At 57.8% G+C, this 22,433-nt stretch carries 17 protein-coding genes and 4 tRNA genes; 8 read left to right on the top strand and 13 right to left on the bottom strand.

Annotated elements, in window-relative coordinates:
- The first annotated feature begins 20 nt into the window (after nucleotides 1-20).
- Nucleotides 21-2,588: a CHASE2 domain-containing protein gene (locus tag KYE_RS05875; protein ID WP_008171397.1), complete on the top strand. Its 2,568-nt coding sequence runs from the start codon at nucleotides 21-23 to the stop codon at nucleotides 2,586-2,588.
- Between the two features lie 31 nt (nucleotides 2,589-2,619).
- On the opposite strand, the gene KYE_RS05870 is transcribed toward KYE_RS05875, so the two are convergent.
- From KYE_RS05870 to KYE_RS05855, 3 genes are all read right to left on the bottom strand, one after another.
- Nucleotides 2,620-2,988, bottom strand: a complete 369-nt coding sequence (locus tag KYE_RS05870) for a fibronectin type III domain-containing protein (RefSeq protein ID WP_227497769.1) — start codon at nucleotides 2,986-2,988, stop codon at nucleotides 2,620-2,622.
- A 389-nt stretch (nucleotides 2,989-3,377) separates the two neighbouring features.
- Nucleotides 3,378-3,454 (bottom strand) — tRNA-Met (locus KYE_RS05860).
- A gap of 228 nt (nucleotides 3,455-3,682) precedes the next feature.
- Nucleotides 3,683-5,020: an acetyl-CoA C-acetyltransferase gene (locus tag KYE_RS05855; RefSeq protein ID WP_008171391.1), complete on the bottom strand. Its 1,338-nt coding sequence runs from the start codon at nucleotides 5,018-5,020 to the stop codon at nucleotides 3,683-3,685.
- Between the two features lie 203 nt (nucleotides 5,021-5,223).
- On the opposite strand from KYE_RS05855, the gene KYE_RS05850 reads away from it, so the two are divergent.
- The gene (locus tag KYE_RS05850; protein ID WP_008171390.1) at nucleotides 5,224-6,630 is read left to right on the top strand and encodes a 3-oxoacyl-ACP reductase; all 1,407 of its coding nucleotides are present in this window, start codon (nucleotides 5,224-5,226) and stop codon (nucleotides 6,628-6,630) included.
- A 41-nt stretch (nucleotides 6,631-6,671) separates the two neighbouring features.
- Here KYE_RS05850 and KYE_RS05845 read toward each other — a convergent pair.
- The 6 genes from KYE_RS05845 to KYE_RS05820 form a co-directional block, all read right to left on the bottom strand.
- Nucleotides 6,672-6,747: transfer RNA gene (locus KYE_RS05845), tRNA-Val, on the bottom strand.
- Between the two features lie 22 nt (nucleotides 6,748-6,769).
- Nucleotides 6,770-6,846 (bottom strand) — tRNA-Asp (locus KYE_RS05840).
- 67 nt (nucleotides 6,847-6,913) lie between these two features.
- A tRNA-Val gene (locus tag KYE_RS05835) sits at nucleotides 6,914-6,989 on the bottom strand.
- A 173-nt stretch (nucleotides 6,990-7,162) separates the two neighbouring features.
- Complete coding sequence (locus tag KYE_RS05830; protein WP_008171388.1) at nucleotides 7,163-7,420, bottom strand: hypothetical protein; 258 nt, start codon at nucleotides 7,418-7,420, stop codon at nucleotides 7,163-7,165.
- 47 nt (nucleotides 7,421-7,467) lie between these two features.
- Nucleotides 7,468-8,340: a DUF2846 domain-containing protein gene (locus KYE_RS05825; protein ID WP_008171386.1), complete on the bottom strand. Its 873-nt coding sequence runs from the start codon at nucleotides 8,338-8,340 to the stop codon at nucleotides 7,468-7,470.
- 139 nt (nucleotides 8,341-8,479) lie between these two features.
- Nucleotides 8,480-9,460 (bottom strand): hypothetical protein, encoded by a 981-nt coding sequence (locus tag KYE_RS05820; RefSeq protein WP_008171384.1) that lies wholly within the window; start codon nucleotides 9,458-9,460, stop codon nucleotides 8,480-8,482.
- A 296-nt stretch (nucleotides 9,461-9,756) separates the two neighbouring features.
- Between KYE_RS05820 and purE the strand changes: the two genes are divergently transcribed.
- The 6 genes from purE (at nucleotide 9,757) to KYE_RS05790 (ending at nucleotide 16,998) form a co-directional block, all read left to right on the top strand.
- Nucleotides 9,757-10,248 (top strand): 5-(carboxyamino)imidazole ribonucleotide mutase, encoded by a 492-nt coding sequence (gene purE / locus KYE_RS05815; RefSeq protein ID WP_008171382.1) that lies wholly within the window; start codon nucleotides 9,757-9,759, stop codon nucleotides 10,246-10,248.
- A gap of 17 nt (nucleotides 10,249-10,265) precedes the next feature.
- Entirely contained in the window at nucleotides 10,266-11,384 is a 1,119-nt protein-coding gene (locus KYE_RS05810; protein WP_008171379.1) for a 5-(carboxyamino)imidazole ribonucleotide synthase, read from the top strand.
- Nucleotides 11,385-11,455: 71 nt separating this feature from the next.
- Nucleotides 11,456-12,034, top strand: coding sequence for a superoxide dismutase [Fe] (gene sodB, locus KYE_RS05805; RefSeq protein ID WP_008171376.1), 579 nt, complete (start codon nucleotides 11,456-11,458; stop codon nucleotides 12,032-12,034).
- A 284-nt stretch (nucleotides 12,035-12,318) separates the two neighbouring features.
- Complete coding sequence (locus KYE_RS05800) at nucleotides 12,319-14,379, top strand: putative bifunctional diguanylate cyclase/phosphodiesterase (protein ID WP_008171375.1); 2,061 nt, start codon at nucleotides 12,319-12,321, stop codon at nucleotides 14,377-14,379.
- 22 nt (nucleotides 14,380-14,401) lie between these two features.
- Nucleotides 14,402-14,989 (top strand): LemA family protein, encoded by a 588-nt coding sequence (locus tag KYE_RS05795; RefSeq protein WP_008171373.1) that lies wholly within the window; start codon nucleotides 14,402-14,404, stop codon nucleotides 14,987-14,989.
- Nucleotides 14,990-15,000: 11 nt separating this feature from the next.
- Nucleotides 15,001-16,998, top strand: a complete 1,998-nt coding sequence (locus tag KYE_RS05790; protein WP_008171371.1) for a M48 family metallopeptidase — start codon at nucleotides 15,001-15,003, stop codon at nucleotides 16,996-16,998.
- 4 nt (nucleotides 16,999-17,002) lie between these two features.
- Here KYE_RS05790 and gspD read toward each other — a convergent pair whose 3' ends face one another.
- The 4 genes from gspD to groL form a co-directional block, all read right to left on the bottom strand.
- Nucleotides 17,003-18,952, bottom strand: coding sequence for a type II secretion system secretin GspD (gene gspD, locus KYE_RS05785; RefSeq protein WP_008171369.1), 1,950 nt, complete (start codon nucleotides 18,950-18,952; stop codon nucleotides 17,003-17,005).
- Between the two features lie 32 nt (nucleotides 18,953-18,984).
- Nucleotides 18,985-19,836 carry a type II secretion system protein N gene (locus KYE_RS05780; protein WP_008171367.1) on the bottom strand — a complete coding sequence of 284 codons (852 nt, stop codon included), beginning with the start codon at nucleotides 19,834-19,836 and terminating at the stop codon, nucleotides 18,985-18,987.
- Between the two features lies 1 nt (nucleotide 19,837).
- Nucleotides 19,838-20,629, bottom strand: coding sequence for a type II secretion system protein N (gene gspN, locus KYE_RS05775; RefSeq protein ID WP_008171366.1), 792 nt, complete (start codon nucleotides 20,627-20,629; stop codon nucleotides 19,838-19,840).
- Nucleotides 20,630-20,762: 133 nt separating this feature from the next.
- The gene (groL, locus tag KYE_RS05770; RefSeq protein ID WP_008171364.1) at nucleotides 20,763-22,415 is read right to left on the bottom strand and encodes a chaperonin GroEL; all 1,653 of its coding nucleotides are present in this window, start codon (nucleotides 22,413-22,415) and stop codon (nucleotides 20,763-20,765) included.
- Nucleotides 22,416-22,433 lie beyond the last annotated feature (18 nt).

The following is a 22,433-nucleotide window of genomic DNA, read 5'->3' as shown; positions in this document are numbered from 1 at the left end:
CGAACCACACAGCAGGGCTCATGAACCGGGATTGGCTGCCAATTAAAACGACCCCCTGGACTCTGGGCCTGATACTGCTGGCACTGCTCCTGCTTATCCAGACAACCGAACTACCTCAACGCCTGGATTACTGGCTGTACGACCAAGCCATCACCTCGAATCCACTGGAAGCCTCGGACGAGGTGGTTCTGGTGACGATCGACGAGCTGAGCCTGAATCGCCTGGGCCGCTGGCCCTGGCCCCGTAATCTGCACGCTGAGCTCATTGCCAAGCTCAACGAGGCAGGCGCAAAAACCATTGTGTTCGATATTCTGTTCGCCGAACCGTCGCCAGACGACCAGCAACTGGCAGAACAGATGCGAAGTCACGGCAACGTTATTCTGCCAGTCTATCTGTCGCCTCCCACCTCCCAGTACCTGTTAAGCGAACAATTGCCGGTTGGAGTGCTGGCTTCAGCGGCCGCCGGTCTGGGCCATGCTCATGTGGAACTGGACAGCGACGGCGTTGCCAGAGGTCTTTACCTGTTTAATGGCCTCGGGAACCAGCTCTGGCCAAGCCTTGCGCTGGCCGCAAGCGGTGTTGGACCACAAAATCCGGAGGCCGGGGATACGCCTTCCTATGTCAATATCCGGGATCAATACCGTGCCGTGCCCCTGATCGGTGGTGCCGGCTCTCTCCAGTCGTATTCTTTCTCGCAGGTACTCACTCAGCCGGCCGCACCCGAACACTTCAGTGGCAAAATAGTCTTTGTCGGTGCCACAGCCGCCGGTTTTGGCGACATACTGCCCACGCCCTTCTCGGGGCTGAGCCGTCCGATGTCCGGCGTTGAATTCCACGCCAACGTGTTGTCGGCATACATGCAGGGATTGTTGATTAAGCCGGCACCGGCGTGGGCGTCTGCCCTGCTGGCCATGACAACCATCCTGATACTCGCCCTCGCCCTGCCACCCATGCGCCCTGCGCGAACCCTTCTCGCCTGCGCGATGGTTCTGGCGGGACTGCTCGGAATCTATCTGTTCGTGCTGCTGACGATGCGATGGTGGTTTCCCCTTGCAAACGCACTGCTGGTTCCACTCTTGGCCTTTCCTGTATCCAGCGGCCTTCGACTGGCCATGACCAACCGATTTTTGAACCGTCAACTGGACGAACTGGCCAGAAGTCCCCAGGTCGCACTGCCCGCACCCTCGGGAAGGAACCCGACACAACTTCTGGAGCACTTCCAGGCCCTGTTTCGCCCCACAGGGTGGCTTTTGATGGAGGAGAACGACATCCTCTCCGCACGTGGACTGTCACAGAGCGATATTCCAGATGACCTGACTCCGGGGCACTGGTTTCACGACAGCAATCGCAGCTGGATTCAGCTATTGCGAGCCGGCACCCGCTATCACCTGGGCCTGCTGTTACCCAATGATCTCGGGCGCGAGGCCATCCAGCGCTATCTGCGCAGGCTTCACCTTGAGCAAGCCGTACCGGCGGATTCTGCAGCCAGACCCAGTGAAAACATTTCTGCACGAATCGAGCGGGTCCGCATCGCCACGGATCGGTTGAACCACATGCAGCAGTTCATCCGGAGAAGTTTTGAGCGCATGCCCGACGGTATCATCGTGACCGACGAACTGGGGGTCATCCGTTTTGCCAACGGCCACATAGAGGAATGGTTCCGCGAGCCCATGCCGAGCCTGGCCGGCCTTCCCCTGGTAAAACTGCTGGAGGGACACGATCCGCGGGAAACGCCACCCTGGCATGAAACCGTTTCCGACACCCTGACCCTATTACAGAGCCGCACCGTAGACCTCAGGATTCGCGACAAAGATTTCCTGATTCATTTTGCACCGTTTTCGCTGCCAGACAGCGACCAGCAAGGCATCATTGCCAATATTTCGGATATTTCGGAATTGCGGGAGCAGCAGCGCCAGCACCGCGAGGCAATCGACTTTATTTCCCATGACGTGCGCTCGCCTCTGGTTTCACAGCTTGCCCTGATCGAACAGTTGAAACGGGATCCCAGCCACATTGAACAGGAACAGCTGGAACAACTGGGGCGGCTGGCCCGGAGAAGCTATCACCTGGCCGAGGAATTCGTGCAGTTGGCCCGGGCGGAACAATTAACGGAAACCCGGTTCTACGAATGCGAATTTCTGGCGATCGTAGAGAACGCCCGTGACAGCGTCAGCGAGCAGGCTGTAGAGAAGCAGATACAACTCCAGTTACAGGGTACCGAGGATTTGTGGCTGAAAGGCAATGCAGAGCTTCTGGAGCGCGCCGTTATCAACCTGCTGACCAATGCCGTTCAATACAGCCCGAGTGGATCAGACGTCAGCATTCAGGTCTTCCGCGCTGGCCATCAGGCCTGTTTGACGATTGCCGATGAAGGTACCGGTATCGATCCGGAGGAACTGCCGCACCTGTTTGACCGTTACCGGCGTCAAAAAAGCACTGAGCTGGCCGGAGTCCACGGAACGGGACTCGGACTATCCTTCGTCAAAACCGTTGTTGAAAAGCATAGAGGGGAAATTTCGGTGTCGTCGCAACCGGGCGAAGGCTCTGCGTTCACCCTCAAACTGCCGATTGCAGACCCGATGGCCTGAGACTTCACACTCCAGGCCCGGGGTTCTAGTCTCAGGAACGGATGGACTTGCTCACAACATCGGAGGGCTCACTGATCAGCCCGTTGGTATCCTGAACCTGGATAGTGAAATACCAGGTCCCTGCGTCCAGACCACTCACTTCGTAGGACATTTCCGCTTCGGCCTGAGCATTGGTGACGACCACCTCTTCGCTCAGCTCGTCAGCATCCTGACCGTACCGGATCACATATTTGTCGAGCTCACCCATCGGAATGCTCTCGCCGTTAACGCGAGTCAGGGGAGCGCTCCAGCTCAATACTGCGGAGCGTTCCGGAGACGAGATTCCCCCACTAGAGCTAGTTTGTGTGCCTGAAGAATCGGAAGAGCCACCACCGCCACACCCTGTGAGTAGTGCTCCCATAGCGAACGCGGCAATCCATGCCTGTGACACTTTGATGACGCGCTTCATGTGGTTTAAGCACCATTTTTTCGTCGATTTTGTGAAATTGTATAAAACGGGGCTGATTATCGATGTGAACTCTGTCATTCCCCTAGTTACGAAATTGTCAATTTCCCGTCAGGGACTCGTAATGAAGTTAGAGAAGTTACTGATTGGGAAGGCAAAAATTTGCCCGGAAGGGGCCGACAACAGGCGGCAGCACTGAAAAAATTCTATTGAGGGAGAAGTATGGGAGTAGCTTATAAAACAAAAGGCCCGCAAAAGCGGGCCCTTTCTCTACAGCGGTCTCGGTGACTCAGAAGCTCCGATTAGAAACAACAAAGCCCGCATAAGCGGGCTTTGTTAAATAGTGGTAGCGGGGGCTGGATTCGAACCAACGACCTTCGGGTTATGAGCCCGACGAGCTACCAGACTGCTCTACCCCGCATCAAACTTTTCATCAATTCTTTCTACTGAGTCCGCCTCTTGGTCGGGCTCATAAGCCGAAGGTCGATGACTCCCTCCGGCTTTCTCGGGATTGGGAGCCCGACGAGCTACCAGACTGCTCTACCCCGCATCAAACTGGTTGTTGCTCAGGGAACCCCTGATCAACGTGGCGCGCATGATAAGGGCTGAGCCTGGCACTGTCAAAGGAAAGTTCCGGTTTTCCGGAAACTTACCGCTCCAGAATCGCTGTTACCCCCTGCCCGCCTGCGGTGCAGATGGAGATCAGGCCGCGGCCACTGCCCTTTTCCTCCAGCAACTTGGCCAGGGTCGCAATGATGCGCCCGCCGGTGGCGGCGAACGGATGGCCGGTGGCCAGGCTGCTGCCTTTTACATTGAGTTTGTCCCGGTCGATGCTGCCCACCGGCTTGTCCAGCCCCAGACGGTCCTTGCAGAAGGCGGGATCCTGCCAGGCTTTCAGAGTACACAGCACCTGCGAGGCGAAGGCTTCGTGGATCTCGTAGAAATCGAAATCCTGAAGTGTCAGCCCCGCTTTTTCCAGCATCCGGGGTACGGCGTAAGCTGGCGCCATCAGCAGCCCCTCTTTCTTGTCCACAAAATCCACCGCTGCCACCTCGGAGAACGTCAGCCACGCCTTCACCTCATGGTTATTCTCTTTCGCCCACTCCTCACTGGCCAGCAGCACGCAGGAGGCGCCATCAGTCAGCGCCGTGCTGTTGGCCGCCGTCATGGTGCCGTTGTCCCGGTCAAACACCGGCTTGAGCGTCGCCAGCTTCTCAAGGGTTGTATCCGGCCGCAGAATATTGTCCTTGTCCAGCCCCGCCAGCGGCGTCAGCAAATCTTTAAAGAACCCCTCTTCATAGGCCTTGGCAAGCTTCTGATGACTCTCCCAGGCCAGCCTGTCCTGATCTTCCCGGGGAATGTCCCACTCCCTGGCCATCACCTGGGCATGCTCCCCCATGGACATGCCGGTGCGAGGCTCCCGGTTCTCCGGAACCAAGGGCACGAGGTGCGCGGGCCGGAACCGCGCCAGAATCTTCAACCGCTCGCCGGTGGTTTTGGCCCGGTTCAGATCCAGCAGAATCTCCCGAAGCCCCTCGCTTACACCAATCGGCGCATCGGACGTGGTATCGGTACCACCGGCAATACCACATTCGATCTGCCCCAGGGCAATCCTGTTGGCCACCAGAATGGCTGCCTCCAGCCCCGTCCCGCAGGCCAGCTGAATATCATAAGCCGGTGTCTCCGGCGCCAGACCACAACTCATCGCCGACTCCCGGGTAAGGTTAAAATCCCGGGAATGCTTGATCACCGCCCCTGCCGCCACTTCCCCGAGGCGCTTGCCCTGAAGACTGTACCGATCCACCAGCCCCCGCAGCGCGGATGTCAGCAACTCCTGGTTACTGATCTTGCTGTAGGCGGTATTGGACCGCGCAAACGGAACCCGGTTACCACCCAGCACTGCTACGCGGCGAATACCCGAAGTGGCTGTGCTGGTCTTTTTTGAAGTAGCGGTTTTCTTGCGTGGAGTTTTCGATGCTTCTGCCATGATCAATCCAATCCTTTTGCGGAAAATTTCATTGCCGGATGGAGCATTGGGGGCTGGCAACAAGTGTAGCGACAACGCACAATGCCTCATTGGCACCCCTGACAACACCCTACAGGCATTGAGTCAATCCAAAAACTGTCCGATTCTTTACCCTGTAGACAATCCGCATCCAGAGAACCGATTGCAACCACAAGGAAGCCCCCATGTCCGACCTCTATCTTAGACTGGTAAACACCCCCGTTGGTAGAACCGCCGCACAATCCCTTGGTCTCCCCGCGCCCGCGCCACTGAAGCGCCTGAAGCGCACCGACCAGCCATTTATCGAAGGCAAGGTGCTCATCGGCGCCGCCAACGGCGGAAAAGCCATTGCCACTTTAGGCAGTATTCTCGGCGCCAGCGCGGCCACCCTTCATCACGCCAGCGAAAGCAATCGCCTGGCGGACTCATCGAAAGCCGGCAACAAAGCCCGGCCGCTGGACCTGGCCTCCGACATCAACCAGCAGTTTTCGGCGCTGGTGTTTGACGCCACCGGCCTGAAAGGTCCGGCCGACCTGCGGGCACTATACGACTTCTTCCACCCCACCATCAAAAAACTGGGCAGCAACGCCCGCGTTCTGGTAATCGGCCAGAATCCCGCCAGTTGTCGCAAGGCGCCGCAGGCCGCCGCGCAAGGGGCACTCGAAGGCTTCGTACGCAGCGTTGGCAAGGAAATCGGCAAGAAAGGCTCCACGGCGAACCTACTGTGGATGGCCCCAGGGGCAGAGAAGCAACTGGATTCCAGCGTGCGGTTCTTCCTGTCTGCCCGCTCTGCCTATGTGTCCGGCCAGGTCGTGAAGGTCGGCAAAGGCAACGCTGCCCCTGCCACCAATCCCGTCGCACCACTGACTGGAAAGGTGGCACTGGTCACCGGAGCGTCCAGGGGTATCGGTGCTGCCATTTCTGAAACCCTCGCCCGGGACGGCGCCACCGTGATCGGCCTCGACATTCCGCCGGCCATGGAAGAACTGGAAAAGGTCACATCCGCTATCAACGGGAAGGCTCTGGCCTGCGACATTACCGACGACAAAGCACCAAAGTTGATCGCCGACTTCATCGAAGAGCATTTCGGCGGCGTCGACCTGGTCATTCACAATGCCGGCATCACCCGCGACAAGACCCTTGGCAACATGCCGGAGCACTTCTGGGATATGACCATCGCAGTCAATCTGACCGCGGAGGAGTTGATCGACGAGGAACTGGCAAAGCGGGAGCTCATGAAAGAAAACGGACGCATTGTCTGTATTTCCTCCATCAGCGGCATCGCCGGCAACTTCGGACAGACCAACTACTCAACCGCCAAGTGCGGAGTGATCGGCTACGTGGAAGCCATGGCCCGGCAACTGAAAAACGGCATCACCATCAACGCCGTCGCCCCCGGGTTTATCGAAACCCGGATGACCGCCGCCATGCCGGTCACCATCCGAGAGGCCGGTCGTCGGATGAACAGCTTGTCCCAGGGCGGGCAACCGGTGGATGTGGCCGAGGCCATCGCCTGGTACTGCAGCCCTGCCTCCAATGGAGTGAATGGCAATGTTGTGCGCGTTTGTGGGCAGTCTTTGATTGGAAAGTAAAAAAGGGCCGATCCTCGCGGATCGGCCCTTTTTTGGAATTTTGGTGGGTGGTACTGGGATCGAACCAGTGACCCTCGCCTTGTAAGGGCGATGCTCTCCCAGCTGAGCTAACCACCCGGGAATACTTCATAAATAAAAGTGGCGGAGCGGACGGGACTCGAACCCGCGACCCCCGGCGTGACAGGCCGGTATTCTAACCAACTGAACTACCGCTCCGCATCAATTCCGGCCCTTGGGCCCGAACCTGAAACCGGATGGGGTGATCCGGTGATGCAACTGAAAGTGGTGGGTGGTACTGGGATCGAACCAGTGACCCTCGCCTTGTAAGGGCGATGCTCTCCCAGCTGAGCTAACCACCCACTTTCAAGCCTTCCTATCTAATCTAAAAAGGCATTCACTTGCTTGCCAGCCGTGCTGTCTCAACCAAGTGAGAGGCGCATTTTAAGCATTTGGCTGACGGTGTCAAATATTTTCCGGCAATTTTATAAAAAAACCTGCAAGCCATTCAAAAGCGTACAGTTTTTAAGCAAATTCAGTTTTTACCCGAGGTCTTGCTAGCGGTTTTGACTGCCCGTATGGCCGGGCGATTCTGGCCCGCCTGCTGAGCCTTCTCCTGCAGGGACAATTCACTGACACGACTGCGCCTGTCTTCCGGAACCGCCCGATTGGCCAGGGAGCAGTTCAGGTCATCAAGCCGTTTCTGCAGATCGCCCCAGCTATCGAGTAGTTGGGGGACCACATCATCGGCCAGTTTTTCAAATCTGAGTCGAAGAGAATCCTTGAGAGCCATTGTTTTAATTTCCCGAGTCCTTCACCTGCCGTCAGTGTAGTCAGCACTCAGAAAATCCACCAGCCACCACCGGATTCTGCTTCTTCCCGACGCTCACGTTCCTGCTCCAACTTGGCGTACTCACGCTCCAACCTGTCGATTTTCCGATCCGTTTCCAGGGGAACCGTGGGACCACCGCCGAACGGCCAGAACCAGGACGTGGATTCGTACTTGCCCTCCTGCTTCAGGCGCTCGATCTCGAGCTCACGCTCCTCCTCCAGCAGCACCAGTTGCCGCTCGTAATCCAGGTCTTCATTCACTTCCACAATGGAGGTAGCCGCGTGGTTTGGCGCCAACAGATCACTGTTCAGAAAACGGGTGGAAACAATCTCCTCTGCCTGCATGGCATATTCCCGCGTCACCAGCTGGAGGTCGCCCTGATTCAGCGAATGATCCGGATCCAGGTCCGGATGCCGTTGGCCCGGTTCCGAAAGCTCGTTATAACGCAGGTAATAGATCTGTCCTGGCTCAACGTCCAGCGTGGCATCGGCGATCAGGCTAAGACTGAAGGAGTTCATGCCCTCCAGACCAAGCAAAGGTCGGCGCATGGCAATGTGGCGCTCTCCGGGGCTTACCTCAAGCCAGGTGAAGCTGTCGTTGCGAATGTTGAAATAGTGGGTGTCATCTATGTAGACACTGGGCGCTTCAATTTCATCAGCCGCCCATTGGGAGTGTGTCCTGTAGAAGTACAGCACCGCGTTGCGCCGATCCCAGCTATCGTTGTCGATATGAACGAAGTCATGCCCGGAAACCGGATGCAGGAACGACCCGACGCTTTTGCCGATGGACTGATAAACCGTACAGCCCGGCAACGCCAGCAACAGCCACATCGCTGCCAGAAGCCGGGGAACAAGAAAAACGGAAGGCACTCGGGTTTTCATTGTTGTTAACTCTTCATCCTGATTGCGAGTTGCCTGATCTTAACAACTGCACAAAAACAGAAATGAGAGCTACCGCAAGGGATGGCTACAAACCGTTACAAAACCCGAAATGCCGATTGCTGGACCACGCTACGGGCAGTTACTGCCCGCTGATCTGGCTCCGTAACTGATTCACATCTTCAGACAGCCGAACCAGACGGGAGGTCAGTTGTGACCGCGAGGCATCGATAGACTCAACCGTGCGCTTGAGACTGGCCACCTCATTACGGAGCGCCTGAACCCGGCCATCATCGGCCAGCTCATCGGTCTCCCGCTCCAGGGCCGAGATCCGACCCTCCATGCCGCTGATTCCCAGCTTCTGCTCCTGCTCAAAACGCCGGATACGGCTCTCGATCACCTGATCCACATCCGCCAGCTGCTGGCTCAATTTCGTCAACTGATCCGTCGCCTGCCGGTTGGCATCCTGCAGCGCTGCAATCGACGTCTCCGTTTGTTGTTTCAGGGCTGCAATATCGGCGGAAAGCGAGGACCGGACCTTTTCAACCGACGTCTCAAGCGAACCAATGGCCTGCTTGCCCTCAGCAAGGCCGGATTCCAACGCGGCAATCCGTTCCTGCTGCTCATCCAGGCGCTTCTTGTTGCGTTCATTGGCAATGGCCCAGAGTTTCCGGATCTCACTGTCTGCCGTATCCAGACGCTTCGTATGCGCCGCGATCTGCTCCTCCAGAGTAGCGCCCCTCTCCTGAAGGTTTTCCCCCGTTTCCGAAAGCTCGCCCTCAAACCGAGCAAGCGCCAGCTTGCTCTGCCGCGCCCAGTAATCCGCTTCTTCAAGCTGCCCTTCCAACGCCTGAACCCGCTGCTCCTGGGAGTACCAGCCAGCACCCGCGGCAACGGCCAGCACAATCAACAACACCCACAGCATTGCCGAGCTACCGCGACCATTGCTGCCGCCACTTCCGTTACCGCCCTTGCCACCTTTGGGAGGCTTCGCTGGTGTCGACGGTTCGCCTTTCCCTCCGGACGCTGGCCTGGACTTTCTTTCCGCTGCCTTTTTCGACTCGGCACTACCAATCGGTCGTTCAGCCCTCAACTCATCATCATCTGGACGGATCGGTTCCATTACAGCTCCTGAGTATGGACGGTTAAAATAATAAGGTCTGATAATACCTGTACTTACCCGCAGGTAAAAATGAAGCCGCGCTCATGCCAAATCTTCCAGAGCGTTCGGGGCGGAGTTGAGAGGCCTTTTCCGGAAATGTCTGAAGCCAAGGATGGCTTCAGTCAAGCGCACATGGATGTGCTCGTAGCGGTTTCCGGAAAAGGCCTCTCAACTGCGCCTTCCACCAAGGTTTGTTGCATGGTAAGTAGCCAAAACATACAATGGCCGGCTTTCCAATTATCACAGGACTGTTGCATATGCAGCCGCTTGTAGGACTCATCATGGGCTCCAAATCCGACTGGCCCACCATGGAACACGCCGCCACCATGCTCGAAAAACTTGGCGTGCCCTATGAAACCAAAGTCGTCTCGGCCCATCGCACACCGGATCTGCTTTTTGACTACGCCAAAACGGCCGCAGACCGCGGCTTGAAAGTCATTATTGCGGGCGCCGGCGGCGCAGCGCACCTGCCGGGCATGGTTGCCTCACAAACCGCCCTGCCGGTCCTTGGTGTTCCTGTTCAGTCCAAAACCCTGAATGGACTGGATTCGTTGCTCTCCATCGTCCAGATGCCAGGCGGCATCGCTGTCGGCACCCTCGCTATTGGTAAAGCCGGCGCAACCAACGCTGGCCTGCTGGCAGCGCAGATTATCGGCACCTCAGACGACAGCGTACGCAAAGCGGTTGAGCAGTTCCGGGCCACACAGACCGAAACGATTCTGGACAATCCTGATCCTCGGGACCAGTAACAGGCAGGAGAACTCGAATGAGAATTGGTGTACTGGGCGCCGGCCAACTGGGAAGAATGCTGGCACTGGCCGGATACCCACTGGCCAAGACCTTTGTTTTCTATGACATGTCCGGCAGCCCCAGTGCCGGCCTTGGTGAAGTCATCATCGACCGCGAGGGCCAGTACCTGGATGATTTCCTCTCCCGGGTCGACCGTGTTACCTATGAGTTCGAACACCTGCCAGTAAACGTGGCCGAGAAAATTGCTGCTCACAAACCGGTTCACCCCTGCCCCCGGGCATTGCAGGTTTGTCAGAACCGGGAAGCGGAAAAGACTCTGTTCGGCGGGCTGGGCATCCCCACGCCAGAATGGAAAATTGCCGATAGCGCCGCCTCGTTGAAAGCCGCGGCCGAGGAACTTGGCTGCCCGGTGGTAGCGAAGTCCAACACCGAAGGATACGACGGCAAAGGCCAGGCCGTACTCAAATCGCCTGAGGACGCCGAGGCCGCCTGGACCTCCATCGGCCACCCCCGCCTTATCGTGGAAAAGTTCGTCGACTTCCACCGGGAAGTGTCGATTATCGCCGTTCGCGCTGAAGACGGTGAGCTGGCCTTCTACCCGATGGCGGAGAACACCCACCACGAGGGGATTCTGCGCTACTCCATTGCGCCTGCTCCGAAGCTCGAGAAGCACGTTCAGGAAGATGCGGAGCGGTACATCAAGGCACTACTGAACGAATTGGACTATGTCGGCGTATTAACGCTTGAGTTGTTCGAGACAACCGATGGCCTGGTCGCCAACGAGATGGCGCCGAGGGTTCACAACTCGGGGCACTGGACCATCGAAGGCGCGATGACCAGCCAGTTCGAGAACCACATTCGCGCGGTTAGCGGACACCCTCTTGGCAACGTTGCTCCACGTGGGTTGAGCTGCATGATCAATATCATCGGAGAGCACGGCGACATCGAGCGAATCCTCGAACTGCCCTACGCCCATGTTCATCTCTATAATAAGGGTGAACGACCGGGTCGGAAGCTGGGCCACGTAAACATTCTGGCCGACAGCTACGAAGAGCTCGTCTGGCGGGTGAAGAACTGCGCCCAGTTCCTGCCGGGCAGCCCAGAGTTTAAAAGTTCTTTAACACCAAAGGGTTGATCTGACTCAAATCGACCCTATATTGGGGTAACGAACATCAACATAAACAGAGAGACAGGGAGAACGACCTCATGGCATTTGAACTTCCCGCACTGCCCTACGAAAAGAACGCACTGGAACCGCACATCTCTCAGGAAACGCTCGAGTACCATTACGGCAAGCATCACAACACCTACGTCACCAAGCTCAATGGCCTGATCGAAGGTACGGACAACGCCAACAAATCGCTTGAAGACATCATCAAGAGTGCCAGCGGCCCGCTGTTCAACAACGCCGCACAGGTCTGGAACCACACCTTCTACTGGCACTGCCTGAGCCCGAACGGCGGTGGTGAACCCACCGGTGCTGCCAAGGAAGCGATCGAGAAGGCGTTCGGTTCTTTCGAAGATTTCAAGAAAGAATTCAATGATAAAGCAGCCAACAACTTCGGTTCTGGCTGGACCTGGCTGGTGAAAAAAGCGGACGGCACCGTTGCCATCGCAAATACCAGCAATGCTGAAACCCCGTTGACCGGTGCCGATAAGCCGGTACTGACCGTCGACGTCTGGGAGCACGCGTATTACATCGACTATCGCAACTCCCGCCCGAACTACCTGGAAGCTTTCTGGAACCTGGTGAACTGGGATTTCGTAAACGAAAACCTGGCCTGATCCCGGCCTCGCTTCCAGACACAGTCTAAAACGACTGTGATCAAGCGCCCGCCTCTGGCGGGCGTTTTTGTGTCTGCGATACCCAAGCAATTACAATTTGATACAAGCACACTCTGAAATCTTTGGAAAAATCGCCGATACTCCATGAAGATATCGCGAACCTGAACCATACTTGGAAACAACCATCAGGGTGAGCCCCCACGCACATCACCCAAAGTGCGACACCTTTGCCCTGAACCTTGCAGATCAGCGGCTCTGCAAAAACCGGAACAAGACAGGCTTGAATGCAAAACTCCTTCGAGGTTGAACATCGCCTGGGCTATCGAATCTTACGGTGGATTCTTGCGGTGGCCCTTGCCAGTGGCGTCGTTGTCAGTGCCATACAGGTCATCCTGGACGCCCAACGCGTGTCCAGAGGGCTGGATAGCGATGCCAAGCAAACCATCGCGATGGTGAAAGACGCAGCCACCCAGGCGGTGTTCAGCATCGACGCCGAACTCGCGCAACAAGTCGTGGACGGCCTCTTCGCCAAGGAAGCGGTCCACATGGCCCGCATCGTCCACCCTGACGGCGACCCACTGGGAGATCGCAGCCGTCCACTCCAGGAAACCGCTTTCCGCCCGGTCACCGATCCGATTTTTGACGCCGACCGGCTCTATCGGGAACCGCTTTTCCGCGAGGGTAATCCGGAAGACGTCTACGGCTTTCTTGACGTTCACTACGACACTGCAGCAGCGGCCCGCACCTGGTTGGACAGGGCGGCTGTCACTTTCGCTTCCGGCATGGCCACAGCTCTCATTCTCGGCATGGTGTTGTTCTATGTATTCCACCTGCTCCTGACGCGCCCCCTCCTCCGAATTGTCAATTCCGTGAGGCAGGTGGATCCTGCGCACCCGGATGACCGCCTGGTCACCACGCCATCCGGCCACCAGAGCGACGAACTTGGCCTCTGGGTCAACGCAACCAATAACCTCCTGGTGGCCATTGGTGACAGCCAGAAACGTCATCGCGAGGCGGAGGACCGGGTGAGCCGTCTCTCACGTTACGACCAGCTCACTGGCCTGCCCAGCCGGGATACCTTCATGGAGTTGCTGGTGCGGGATATTGAGGATGCCGCCAGGCGCAACGCCCAACTGTCGCTGATTGTCTGCGGCATCGACGATTTCAAATCGGTGAACGAGCAGTGCGGTTTCCGGTCCGGGGACCTTATTCTACAGACCGTTGCCGACCGCCTGACCAACAAACTGGACAATGCCCGCTTCACCATTGCACGCCTCGGCAGCGACCAGTTCGTGGTTGTCCAGAAAGGACTTCGGGACGGGTTTCAAGCAGCAGACACAGCTGAGCGAATCCTGGCCTGTGTCAATGAGCCCATGCTGGTCGAAGACCAGAACATCTCAATCAGCGCCACCCTGGGGGTTGCTCTTTACCCCTCCGACACCAGCAAGGCAGACCGACTGCTTCAGAGTGCCGAACAGACCATGACCCTGGCCAAGCAGAACGGTCACAACCACTTCCAGTTCTATGTCGCCAGCATTGACCAGGAAATCCGGGACCGGAAGCAACTGGAAAAGGATTTGTCCCAGGCTCTTGGTAATCACCAATTTCATCTGGTTTACCAGCCCCAGATTAATCTGGAGAGCAAACGGGTAATCGGGGCAGAGGCATTGTTACGTTGGGAGCACCCGACTCGTGGCACGGTTCCCCCCGACTTCTTTATCCCGGTGGCCGAAGCAAACGGCTCTATCGTGGAAATTGGCCAGTGGGTTCTGGACCAGGCTTGTTGGCAGGCAGCTCGCTGGGCCTCGGACGGCTCGCCGCTTCGTATTGCTGTTAATCTCTCGGCCGTTCAGCTGCGCCAGGAAAGCATTGTCGATGATATTCTCGATACCCTGCGACGACACAAGATACCGGCCGGGCGGCTGGAGCTGGAGGTAACAGAAACCAGCTTCATGACCAACCTGTCAGACGCCGTAGCCAAACTCCACAGACTCAACAAAGCGGGAATAAGCATCGCGGTGGACGACTTTGGAACCGGCTACTCGTCACTGACCTACCTCAAACAGATGCCGGTACAGCATCTGAAGATCGACAAACAGTTTATCCGCGATCTGCTGGTCAATGAGGAAGATACCCGAATCGCCAATACCATCATCGACCTTGGCAAGAGTCTGAACCTGTCAGTGGTTGCTGAAGGGGTGGAAACGGCAGAGCAGGAATATTACCTGAGCCAGCGTGGCTGCAAGCTCGCCCAGGGCTATTTCTTCAGCAAACCGTTGCCGCCGCGTGAATTTGAGACCTTCGTTAAAGGTTTTCACGAGCAGATCGTGGAAAATAACCTCTGAACCACTACCTCTAGGAGTTGCCATGGGAACCACTGTTATCGGCCTGATCGTTATCGCCGTCATTGTTTTCTATCTGGTCTTTATCTACAACCGCCTGGTTTCCCTGCGCAACCAGTTCAAAAACGGGTTTGCCCAGATTGATGTTCAACTGCAGCGTCGGCACGACCTTATTCCGAATCTTGTGGAAGCGGCAAAAGCCTATCTGACCCACGAAAAAAGCACCCTCACCCAGGTGATGGAAGCCCGCAACAATGCGGTCAGCGCCCAAAAAGACGCCGCCAAGGATCCCGGCGATGGAACCAAGATCCAACGCCTGGGCAGCGCCGAAAACCTGCTCACCAAGGCGCTTGCCAATTTCTACGCGGTGGCGGAAAACTACCCGGAACTGAAGGCCAACGAAACCATCCAGCAACTGATGGAAGAACTCTCCAGTACCGAGAACCGCGTCGCCTTTGCGCGCCAGGCCTATAACGATGGCGTGATGAGCTACAACATTTTCCGTGAGCAGTTCCCCAACAACTTTGTTGCCGGCATGTTCGCCTTCAAGGAAACGTCGCAACTGGAACTGGAATCACCGGAAGCCCGCCAGGCACCGAAAGTGGCCTTCTGAGGCCCTGAGGCATGGCTCACCCCGGTTTCTTTCAGCGCCAGGCCCATGCCCGGCGCAACACCAGTCTGCTGGTTTTTCTTTTCCTGACGGCGGTCGCGTTTATCACGCTTGCCGTCTGCCTTGTGGGTTATTTTGTAACCCGTAGTGAATCCTCCGGTCTTGCGTTCCACCACTGGCTGCTCTCCAATCATGGCCTGTTGACCGCCGTTACGGTTGTCTCCCTGATTGTTCTGGGCTCCCTTCTCCGCTGGGTTGATCTGGCCGGTGGTGGCAACCGGGTCGCCAAAATGGTTGGCGCCAGGCCCATTGACCCCGATACCCGCGACAGTGACGAGCGCAAACTGCGCAACATCGTTGAGGAAATGGCTATTGCCAGTGGTGTCTCGGTGCCGGAACTCTATGTGATGGATCAGGAAACCGGCATCAACGCTTTTGTGGCCGGCTACACTCCCGGTGAGGCCGTCATGGTCGTCACCCACGGCGCCATCACCCAGTTATCCCGGGACGAACTGCAAGGCGTGGTCGCCCATGAATTCAGCCATATTTTCAACGGCGACATGCGGCTGAACGTTCGGCTCATTGCCCTGCTTGCCGGCATCCTGATGATCGGACAGATTGGCGGCTTTCTACTGCGCGCATCCTTCTACCGCGGCCACCGGGTGGGTCGATCACGGGACGGTCGGGCCCAGGCGGCCATGGGCATCATTGGTCTGGCCCTCTTTGTGATTGGCTATGTGGGCGTTTTCTTTGGCCGGCTGATACAGGCAGCGGTCTCCAGGCAACGCGAAATGCTGGCAGACGCATCCTCCGTGCAATTTACCCGCAATCCCGAAGGCATTGCCGGAGCGCTGTTCAAGATCGGAATGAAGGGCGGTTACCTGGACACAACCAGCCACGCCAGCGACATGAATCACATGTGTTTTGGCGAAAGTGCGCGGATGAAGTTCACCTCTTTGCTGGCATCCCACCCGCCCATAGATGAGCGAATCAATGCCATTCAGCCCGGCATGCTGGCCAGATTGCGAAGCCGGCTCAGGGATACCGAACCAGGCGCCGATCTCTACCGGGGAGGCTCTGGAGCACCAGAAGCGGGCGCGTCCGGGTTCAGTGGCGCGGCAACTGACATACTCGGGCCGGTTACCGGCAGGAGTGGCAGAACCTCACCGCTTGCATCCAGCCCGGAAAAAACCATAAAACCGGCCCGGAAATTTTCAGATCAGGTCGGCACTATCAACCGGCAAAGCGAAGATTTCGCCCTGCGTTTTCTGGAACGCCTGCCAGCCACCTTCCGAAACCTGCTGTACACCCGGGCCGGGGCCACGCAGCTCTGCTATGCCATGCTGATCAGCGAACTGCCGCGTCCACAGCAAACGGAACGGCTGAACCTGCTGCCGGCACACCCGGTATTGGGCAGCCAGCCGGATCTACTCGAGAAACTGCTGCCGGCACTGAAAACCATCGGCGATGGCGTCCGTTTCCCTGCCCTGGAGCTGGCCATGCCTGCCCTTCGCAAGCTGGACCCGGAAGAGCGGGAGTTGCTCATTACCAATGTCCAGAAACTTGTGGCGGCGGATAACCGGGTTACCCTGTTTGAACTCGCTCTGACAAGCTTCCTGTCACGCCACCTGGGCGACGAAGCAGCCAGAGTGGTACCGGTGCGCTATAAGAGCTACAAACCGGTCATGCCGGCCCTCCAGAGGCTCCTGAGCTTGATGGCAAGGGCTGGGTCTGAGTCCCAATCTGACGCCGAGAAGCTCTATCGGGAGGCCATGGCCGGCTTCATGAATGCGAAGGATGGAGTGGAGCCAGTTCTGGAAAAAGTCACCATGCGCCAGCTACGGGAAGCGTTGACCGCGTTGAACGGTCTTTCACCGCTGCTGAAACCGGCAATCATCGATGCCTGTGGGCACTGCATTACCCGCGACGGGAAAGTGGAAACCCGGGAGTACGAACTGATGCGGCTGGTGGCGGACCAGATGGATTGCCCGATGCCGCCACTGGCTGTCTGAGCGCTTACTTTACCCGGGTGCTGCCGTCTTCAAACAGCGCGTCCACTGTCGGACGCTGCTCTTCGGTGGGGATACCCAGCTTCTCCCGGATGTTCAGATTGACGTCCCAAAGCTGATTGAACTTGTCGGAAGTAGCCGCAACGGCCTCTTCCTTGCCCAGCATGATTTTGGGGCGCAGGAACACCAGCAGGTTGCGCTTCACCCGGCGCTCCGATTCGGAGGAGAACAGGCGACCAACGAACGGGATGTCACCCAGCAGGGGCACCTTGCTCCTGTTGACCTGGTAATCATCCCGGGTCAAACCGCCCAGCACGATGGTCTCACCGTCATCTGCAAGCACTGTGGTCTTGATTTCCCGCTTGTTGGTGACGATATCCGAGGCGTCCTCGATGCTGTCTGCCACGTTCTCTGTGGTCTGCTCCACCACCAGACGCACCAGGCCGTCGGCACTGATGGTCGGGGTAACCTTGAGGGTCAGACCGATATCGCGACGCTCGATGGTGGTGAATGGATTGGTGGTGCCGTCACCGACAACCGTCGACTGGCCAGTGCGGAACGGGACATTCTGGCCCACGATAATCTCGGACTCCTGGTTATCCAGGGTAATGATGCTTGGCGTGGACAACAGGTTTGCAGCGGCAGACGTGGACAGTGCCTGAAGGAGAACCCCCCAGCTCACACCATTTTCGTTCCGTTGGCCGGCGCCGATGGTGATACCACCGGTAGCCGGCGTGATGGCGGATCCGGTCAGAATCGCGCTGAGCACCTCACCCAGGCTGCGACCCACGTTACCGAAATTGGTGCCGGCAACCGGCGTGGATTCGCCGGACTCGTCACCGACCGCGACCTGGACACCCAGATCCTGGCCCAGTTCGTCGCTGATCTCGACAATTGCCGCCTCAATCATCACCTGGGCACGGCGCACGTCCAGCGCCGCAACAATCTGTTCGGCTTCCTGCATCAGGGATGGCTCACCCCTTACCACCAGCGCGTTCAGCCCCTCATCCGCAAAAACAGCAAAGCTGCTTTGCGGTTTGGCGGCGCCGCCGCTTCCCGAACCAGTACCTTCTTTCACCAGCTCGCCCATCACACCCTTAAGGATCTCAGTCAGGTTTTTGGCGTCGGCGTGTTTCAGCCTCAGGACCTTGGTGGTGCCGCCGGTGGCAGAGGGCTGGTCCAGCTGTCGAATCAGGCCGCGCATCTTTTCGCGGAAGGTCTCATCGCCCCGCAGGATAAGGCGGTTGCTGCGCTCATCTGCGGTCACGCTGTATTTTCTGGCGGCATTGTCGCCACCGGCCCGGCCGAGTTCATCCGGGGCCAGTTCCTGCAGCAGGGTCACCATATCACCCACCCAGGCTTCCTGAAGCTGGATGACTTCCACTTCGTATTTGGACGGGCTATCCAGCTCCCGGACAATCTGCTCGATGCGCTGGATATTGGAAGAATGATCACTGATGATCAGGGCGTTGGCGGCGGCCACCCCGGCCAGATGGCCGTATTTCGCCACCAGGGGGCGCAGAATCGGCACCAGCTCCAGGGCGTTGGCGTTGTCAATCTGGATAACCCGCGTGATCAGCTGCTCGGAGGGGGTTTCGGGAAAGCGCTCCAGAATCTCTGCCGACTGTTTGGCATCAACCTGCTGCACCACCTTGATCACTTCTGCGCCCGGGATGGCGGTAAAACCGTGAACATTCAAGACCGCCAGGAACAGATCGTAAATTTCGTCCTTGTTCATGGGCGCGCTGGAGAGCACCGTTACCTTGCCCTTCACCCTGGGATCCACCACAAAACTGTACCCGGTAATGTCCGCGACCTGGGTCACGAACGCACGGATATCGGCGTCTTTCAGGTTCAGCCGCCATGTCTCGGCTTCCTGCCCATAAGCCATGGACATAAAGGGAAGGAGAAAAAGCAGGACAATGGCCCGCAAAACATTGATCTTGTGGTTATACATCTGGCGATTTCGTCCTGTTTCGATGAACCCGGTCAGCGCCACTGCTCGGGTATGGCATAACTGATGGTGAGGATGGATCCGTCACGCTCGATTTCTATCTCCAGCTGGGCCTGGCCGCGCCAGTTCTCAAGCAGGGCCTTATCCTGGCTGATATCGCCCAGCCGCTGACCGTTGATAGCCGTTATCACGTCCCCGGCCTGCAGGTTGACGGCGTTAAGCATGGCGTTAGAGCCGTCATACACGTAACCGGACATGCCGCTATTGTCCACCGGGCTCAACCCGAAAGGCGCCAGTGCGGCAATGCCCTGGCTGTCAATCTGTTCACGGGCGCTGGCCAGGAACTCATCCGGTGATGATTCTGCAGGCTCCTCGGTCACTTCTGCAACCAGTTCAGACGACTGCTCCTCGAAAGTCAGGGATTCGTATCGCCCACCCCGACGAATCAGAACACGCCCGGGTTCCACTTCGGCCAGCTCGGCATTGCCGGGTAGCATCTCCCCTACCCGGTAATATGCGGTTTCTCCATTGCTCCCAGCAACTATAGCACCGGAGTCCTCCGGGCGCTGTGCGACAAGTACCCCTTCCAGCCGGAGCCGAAGCCGGGTTTCCGGAGCCGAGCGGCGAACCGCATCGGCCACCTCGACCGGTCGCTCAGACCGCCCGAAGAAATCGTAAACGGCTATGGACGTCGTCAAACGGCTACCGCCTGACAGACTGCCTGCACCGGCTGCGACCGGCGCGTCTGGCACCGGCCGGTCGTCCCAGGCGTATAACCAGGTCATCCGGGCGAGAGTGTTGGCCAAATACACCACCAGCACCAACAGCAACAGGTTGGCGAGGATCCGGGAAATCCGGCTCTGGGCCGGAATACTCAACAGCGCCATATTATCTTGCCCCCGGTACGAGAGGCTGGCGTACCCGGAATACGACATCACCCGGGCTGGCAGAATCCGGCCAGGGCTGGCCGGCGAGATCCACCATACGCTTGTAGACACGCAGTTCCATCATTCCGTTCCAGAACACGGTGGCATCTGCTGCTGGCCCCTGGGCGCCCTGCTCGGAGACGGTCAGCGCCACACCACCCTGGGAGGTATCCATCGTCGCCTGCATGGGCGGAAACTCGGCCTGCCCACGCTGGCCACCCATTGGCCAGGTCACCAGGCCGCCATCCCAGCGCCCCAGGCCTTCCGCCCGCGTAATCCGGTTATCGGCCCAGGCCATATTCAGACGGTCAATCATGACTTCGCCTTCAATCATGGCGCCGCCGCTCTGGCGGATCAGCTCCTCAAACTCGGCCACCGTGATCCGTCCGCTGGCATCAAGCTGGGCACTGGCCGGCCAGCCCACCGTAACATCGCCGTTGAGCGAGGATTGCGACGATTCCAGGGAAATTCGGGCTGGCCATTCCAGGCTGGTGACCGACGGCATATAAAGGCGCCAGTCAACACGCACCGGGAAACCGGCCACCACAACCCCGGCTTCGCCATCCCAGAGTTTGCCGGCAACCTGCTGAACCTTTACCTGGGGAGGCAGAGATACATGGGCAGAGGCTTGCTGCCAGACCCATCCCGCAGGGACCAGAAAGACCAGTGACAGCAGATAGACCAGAGCGCCCAGCAGCAGGAGCAAGAATACCTTGCCGGGGCGGAGAAAGGATTTGGGTTCAGCGTCACTCATTCGGCGTTGCACAGATAATGGACCGGAAGCCGAGTCTAGCAAAGCCATGGGGCAAGTTCATGACAAAAAAACAAAAACCCCGCGTTGGCGTGAACCAACGCGGGGTTTTTCAGGGGCCGAGATCAGGCCGGCATTACATCATGCCGCCCATGCCTCCCATGCCGCCCATTCCACCCATGTCCGGCATACCGCCGCCGGCAGACTCGTCCTGCGGCTCATCCGCAACCATCGCCTCAGTGGTGATGATCAGGGAAGCCACAGAAGCGGCCGCCTGCAGAGCGGAACGGGTGACCTTGGCAGGATCCAGGATACCCATTTCCAACATATCGCCGTAGGCTTCGGTCGCGGCGTTGTAGCCGAAGGAACCTTCGCCTTCGCGAACCTTGGCAACCACAACAGAAGACTCACCGCCTGCGTTGTAAACGATCTGGCGCAGAGGAGCTTCCATGGCACGGCGCAGAATGTTAACACCGGCTTTCTGTTCTTCGTTGATGGCGTCTACCTTGTCCAGGGCCGCAATGGCACGGATCAGGGTTACACCACCGCCCGGTACGATGCCCTCTTCAACCGCGGCGCGGGTAGAGTGCAGCGCGTCTTCAACGCGGGCCTTCTTCTCTTTCATTTCCACTTCGGAACCGGCACCAACCTTGATAACGGCAACACCGCCAGCCAGCTTGGCAACACGCTCCTGCAGCTTTTCCTTGTCGTAGTCGGAAGAGCTGTCTTCGATCTGCTTGCGGATCTGCTCAACGCGAGCTTCGATGTCCGCCTGCGCACCAGCACCGCCGATAATGGTGGTGTTTTCCTTGGTGACGTTCACACGCTTGGCTGTGCCCAGGTCATCCAGGGTGGTGTTCTCAAGAGTCAGGCCGACTTCTTCAGATATTACGGTACCACCGGAAAGGATCGCGATGTCCTGCAGCATTTCCTTGCGACGGTCACCAAAGCCAGGCGCCTTCACGGCGTTGACTTTCACGATGCCACGCATATTGTTCACTACCAGAGTAGCAAGCGCTTCACCCTCAATGTCTTCAGCGATGATCTGCAGCGGCTTACCAGCCTTGGCTACAGCTTCTAGCACCGGCAGCAGCTCGCGGATGTTGGAGATCTTCTTGTCGACCAGCAGGATGTACGGGTCTTCCAGCTCGGCAGACATGTTGTCCTGGTTGTTGATGAAGTACGGAGACAAGAAGCCACGGTCGAATTGCATACCTTCAACCACGTCCAGCTCGTCTTCCAAGCCTCGGCCTTCCTCAACGGTAATAACGCCTTCCTTGCCAACTTTTTCCATTGCATCGGCGATGATTTTACCGATGGTATCGTCGCCGTTGGCAGAGATAGTGCCTACCTGAGCAATCATCTTGCTGTCGTCACAGGGCTTGGCCATGTCACGGATCGCCTTCACGGCTTCGGTAGTGGCCTTGTCGATACCACGCTTCAGATCCATCGGGTTCATGCCGGCAGTAACTGCCTTCACGCCCTCGTTAACGATGGACTGGGCAAGAACGGTTGCGGTAGTGGTACCGTCACCGGCAGTGTCGTTGGCCTGGGAAGCTACTTCCTTCACCATCTGGGCGCCCATGTTCTCGAACTTGTCAGACAGTTCGATTTCCTTGGCTACGGAAACACCATCTTTGGTGATGGTCGGCGCGCCGAAGGACTTTTCCAGAACCACGTTACGGCCTTTCGGGCCGAGGGTCACTTTAACCGCGTCTGCCAGTACATTGACGCCCGCGACCATGCGCTTACGTGCGCTATCACCGAATCTAACGTCTTTTGCTGCCATGTCTTCTATTCCTGTTCG

It is taken from the genome of Marinobacter manganoxydans MnI7-9, from assembly GCF_000235625.1.
Classification (GTDB): domain Bacteria; phylum Pseudomonadota; class Gammaproteobacteria; order Pseudomonadales; family Oleiphilaceae; genus Marinobacter; species Marinobacter manganoxydans.
Note: the sequence above shows the minus strand (reverse complement) of the source record. Positions and strands in the feature narration are given on the sequence as shown.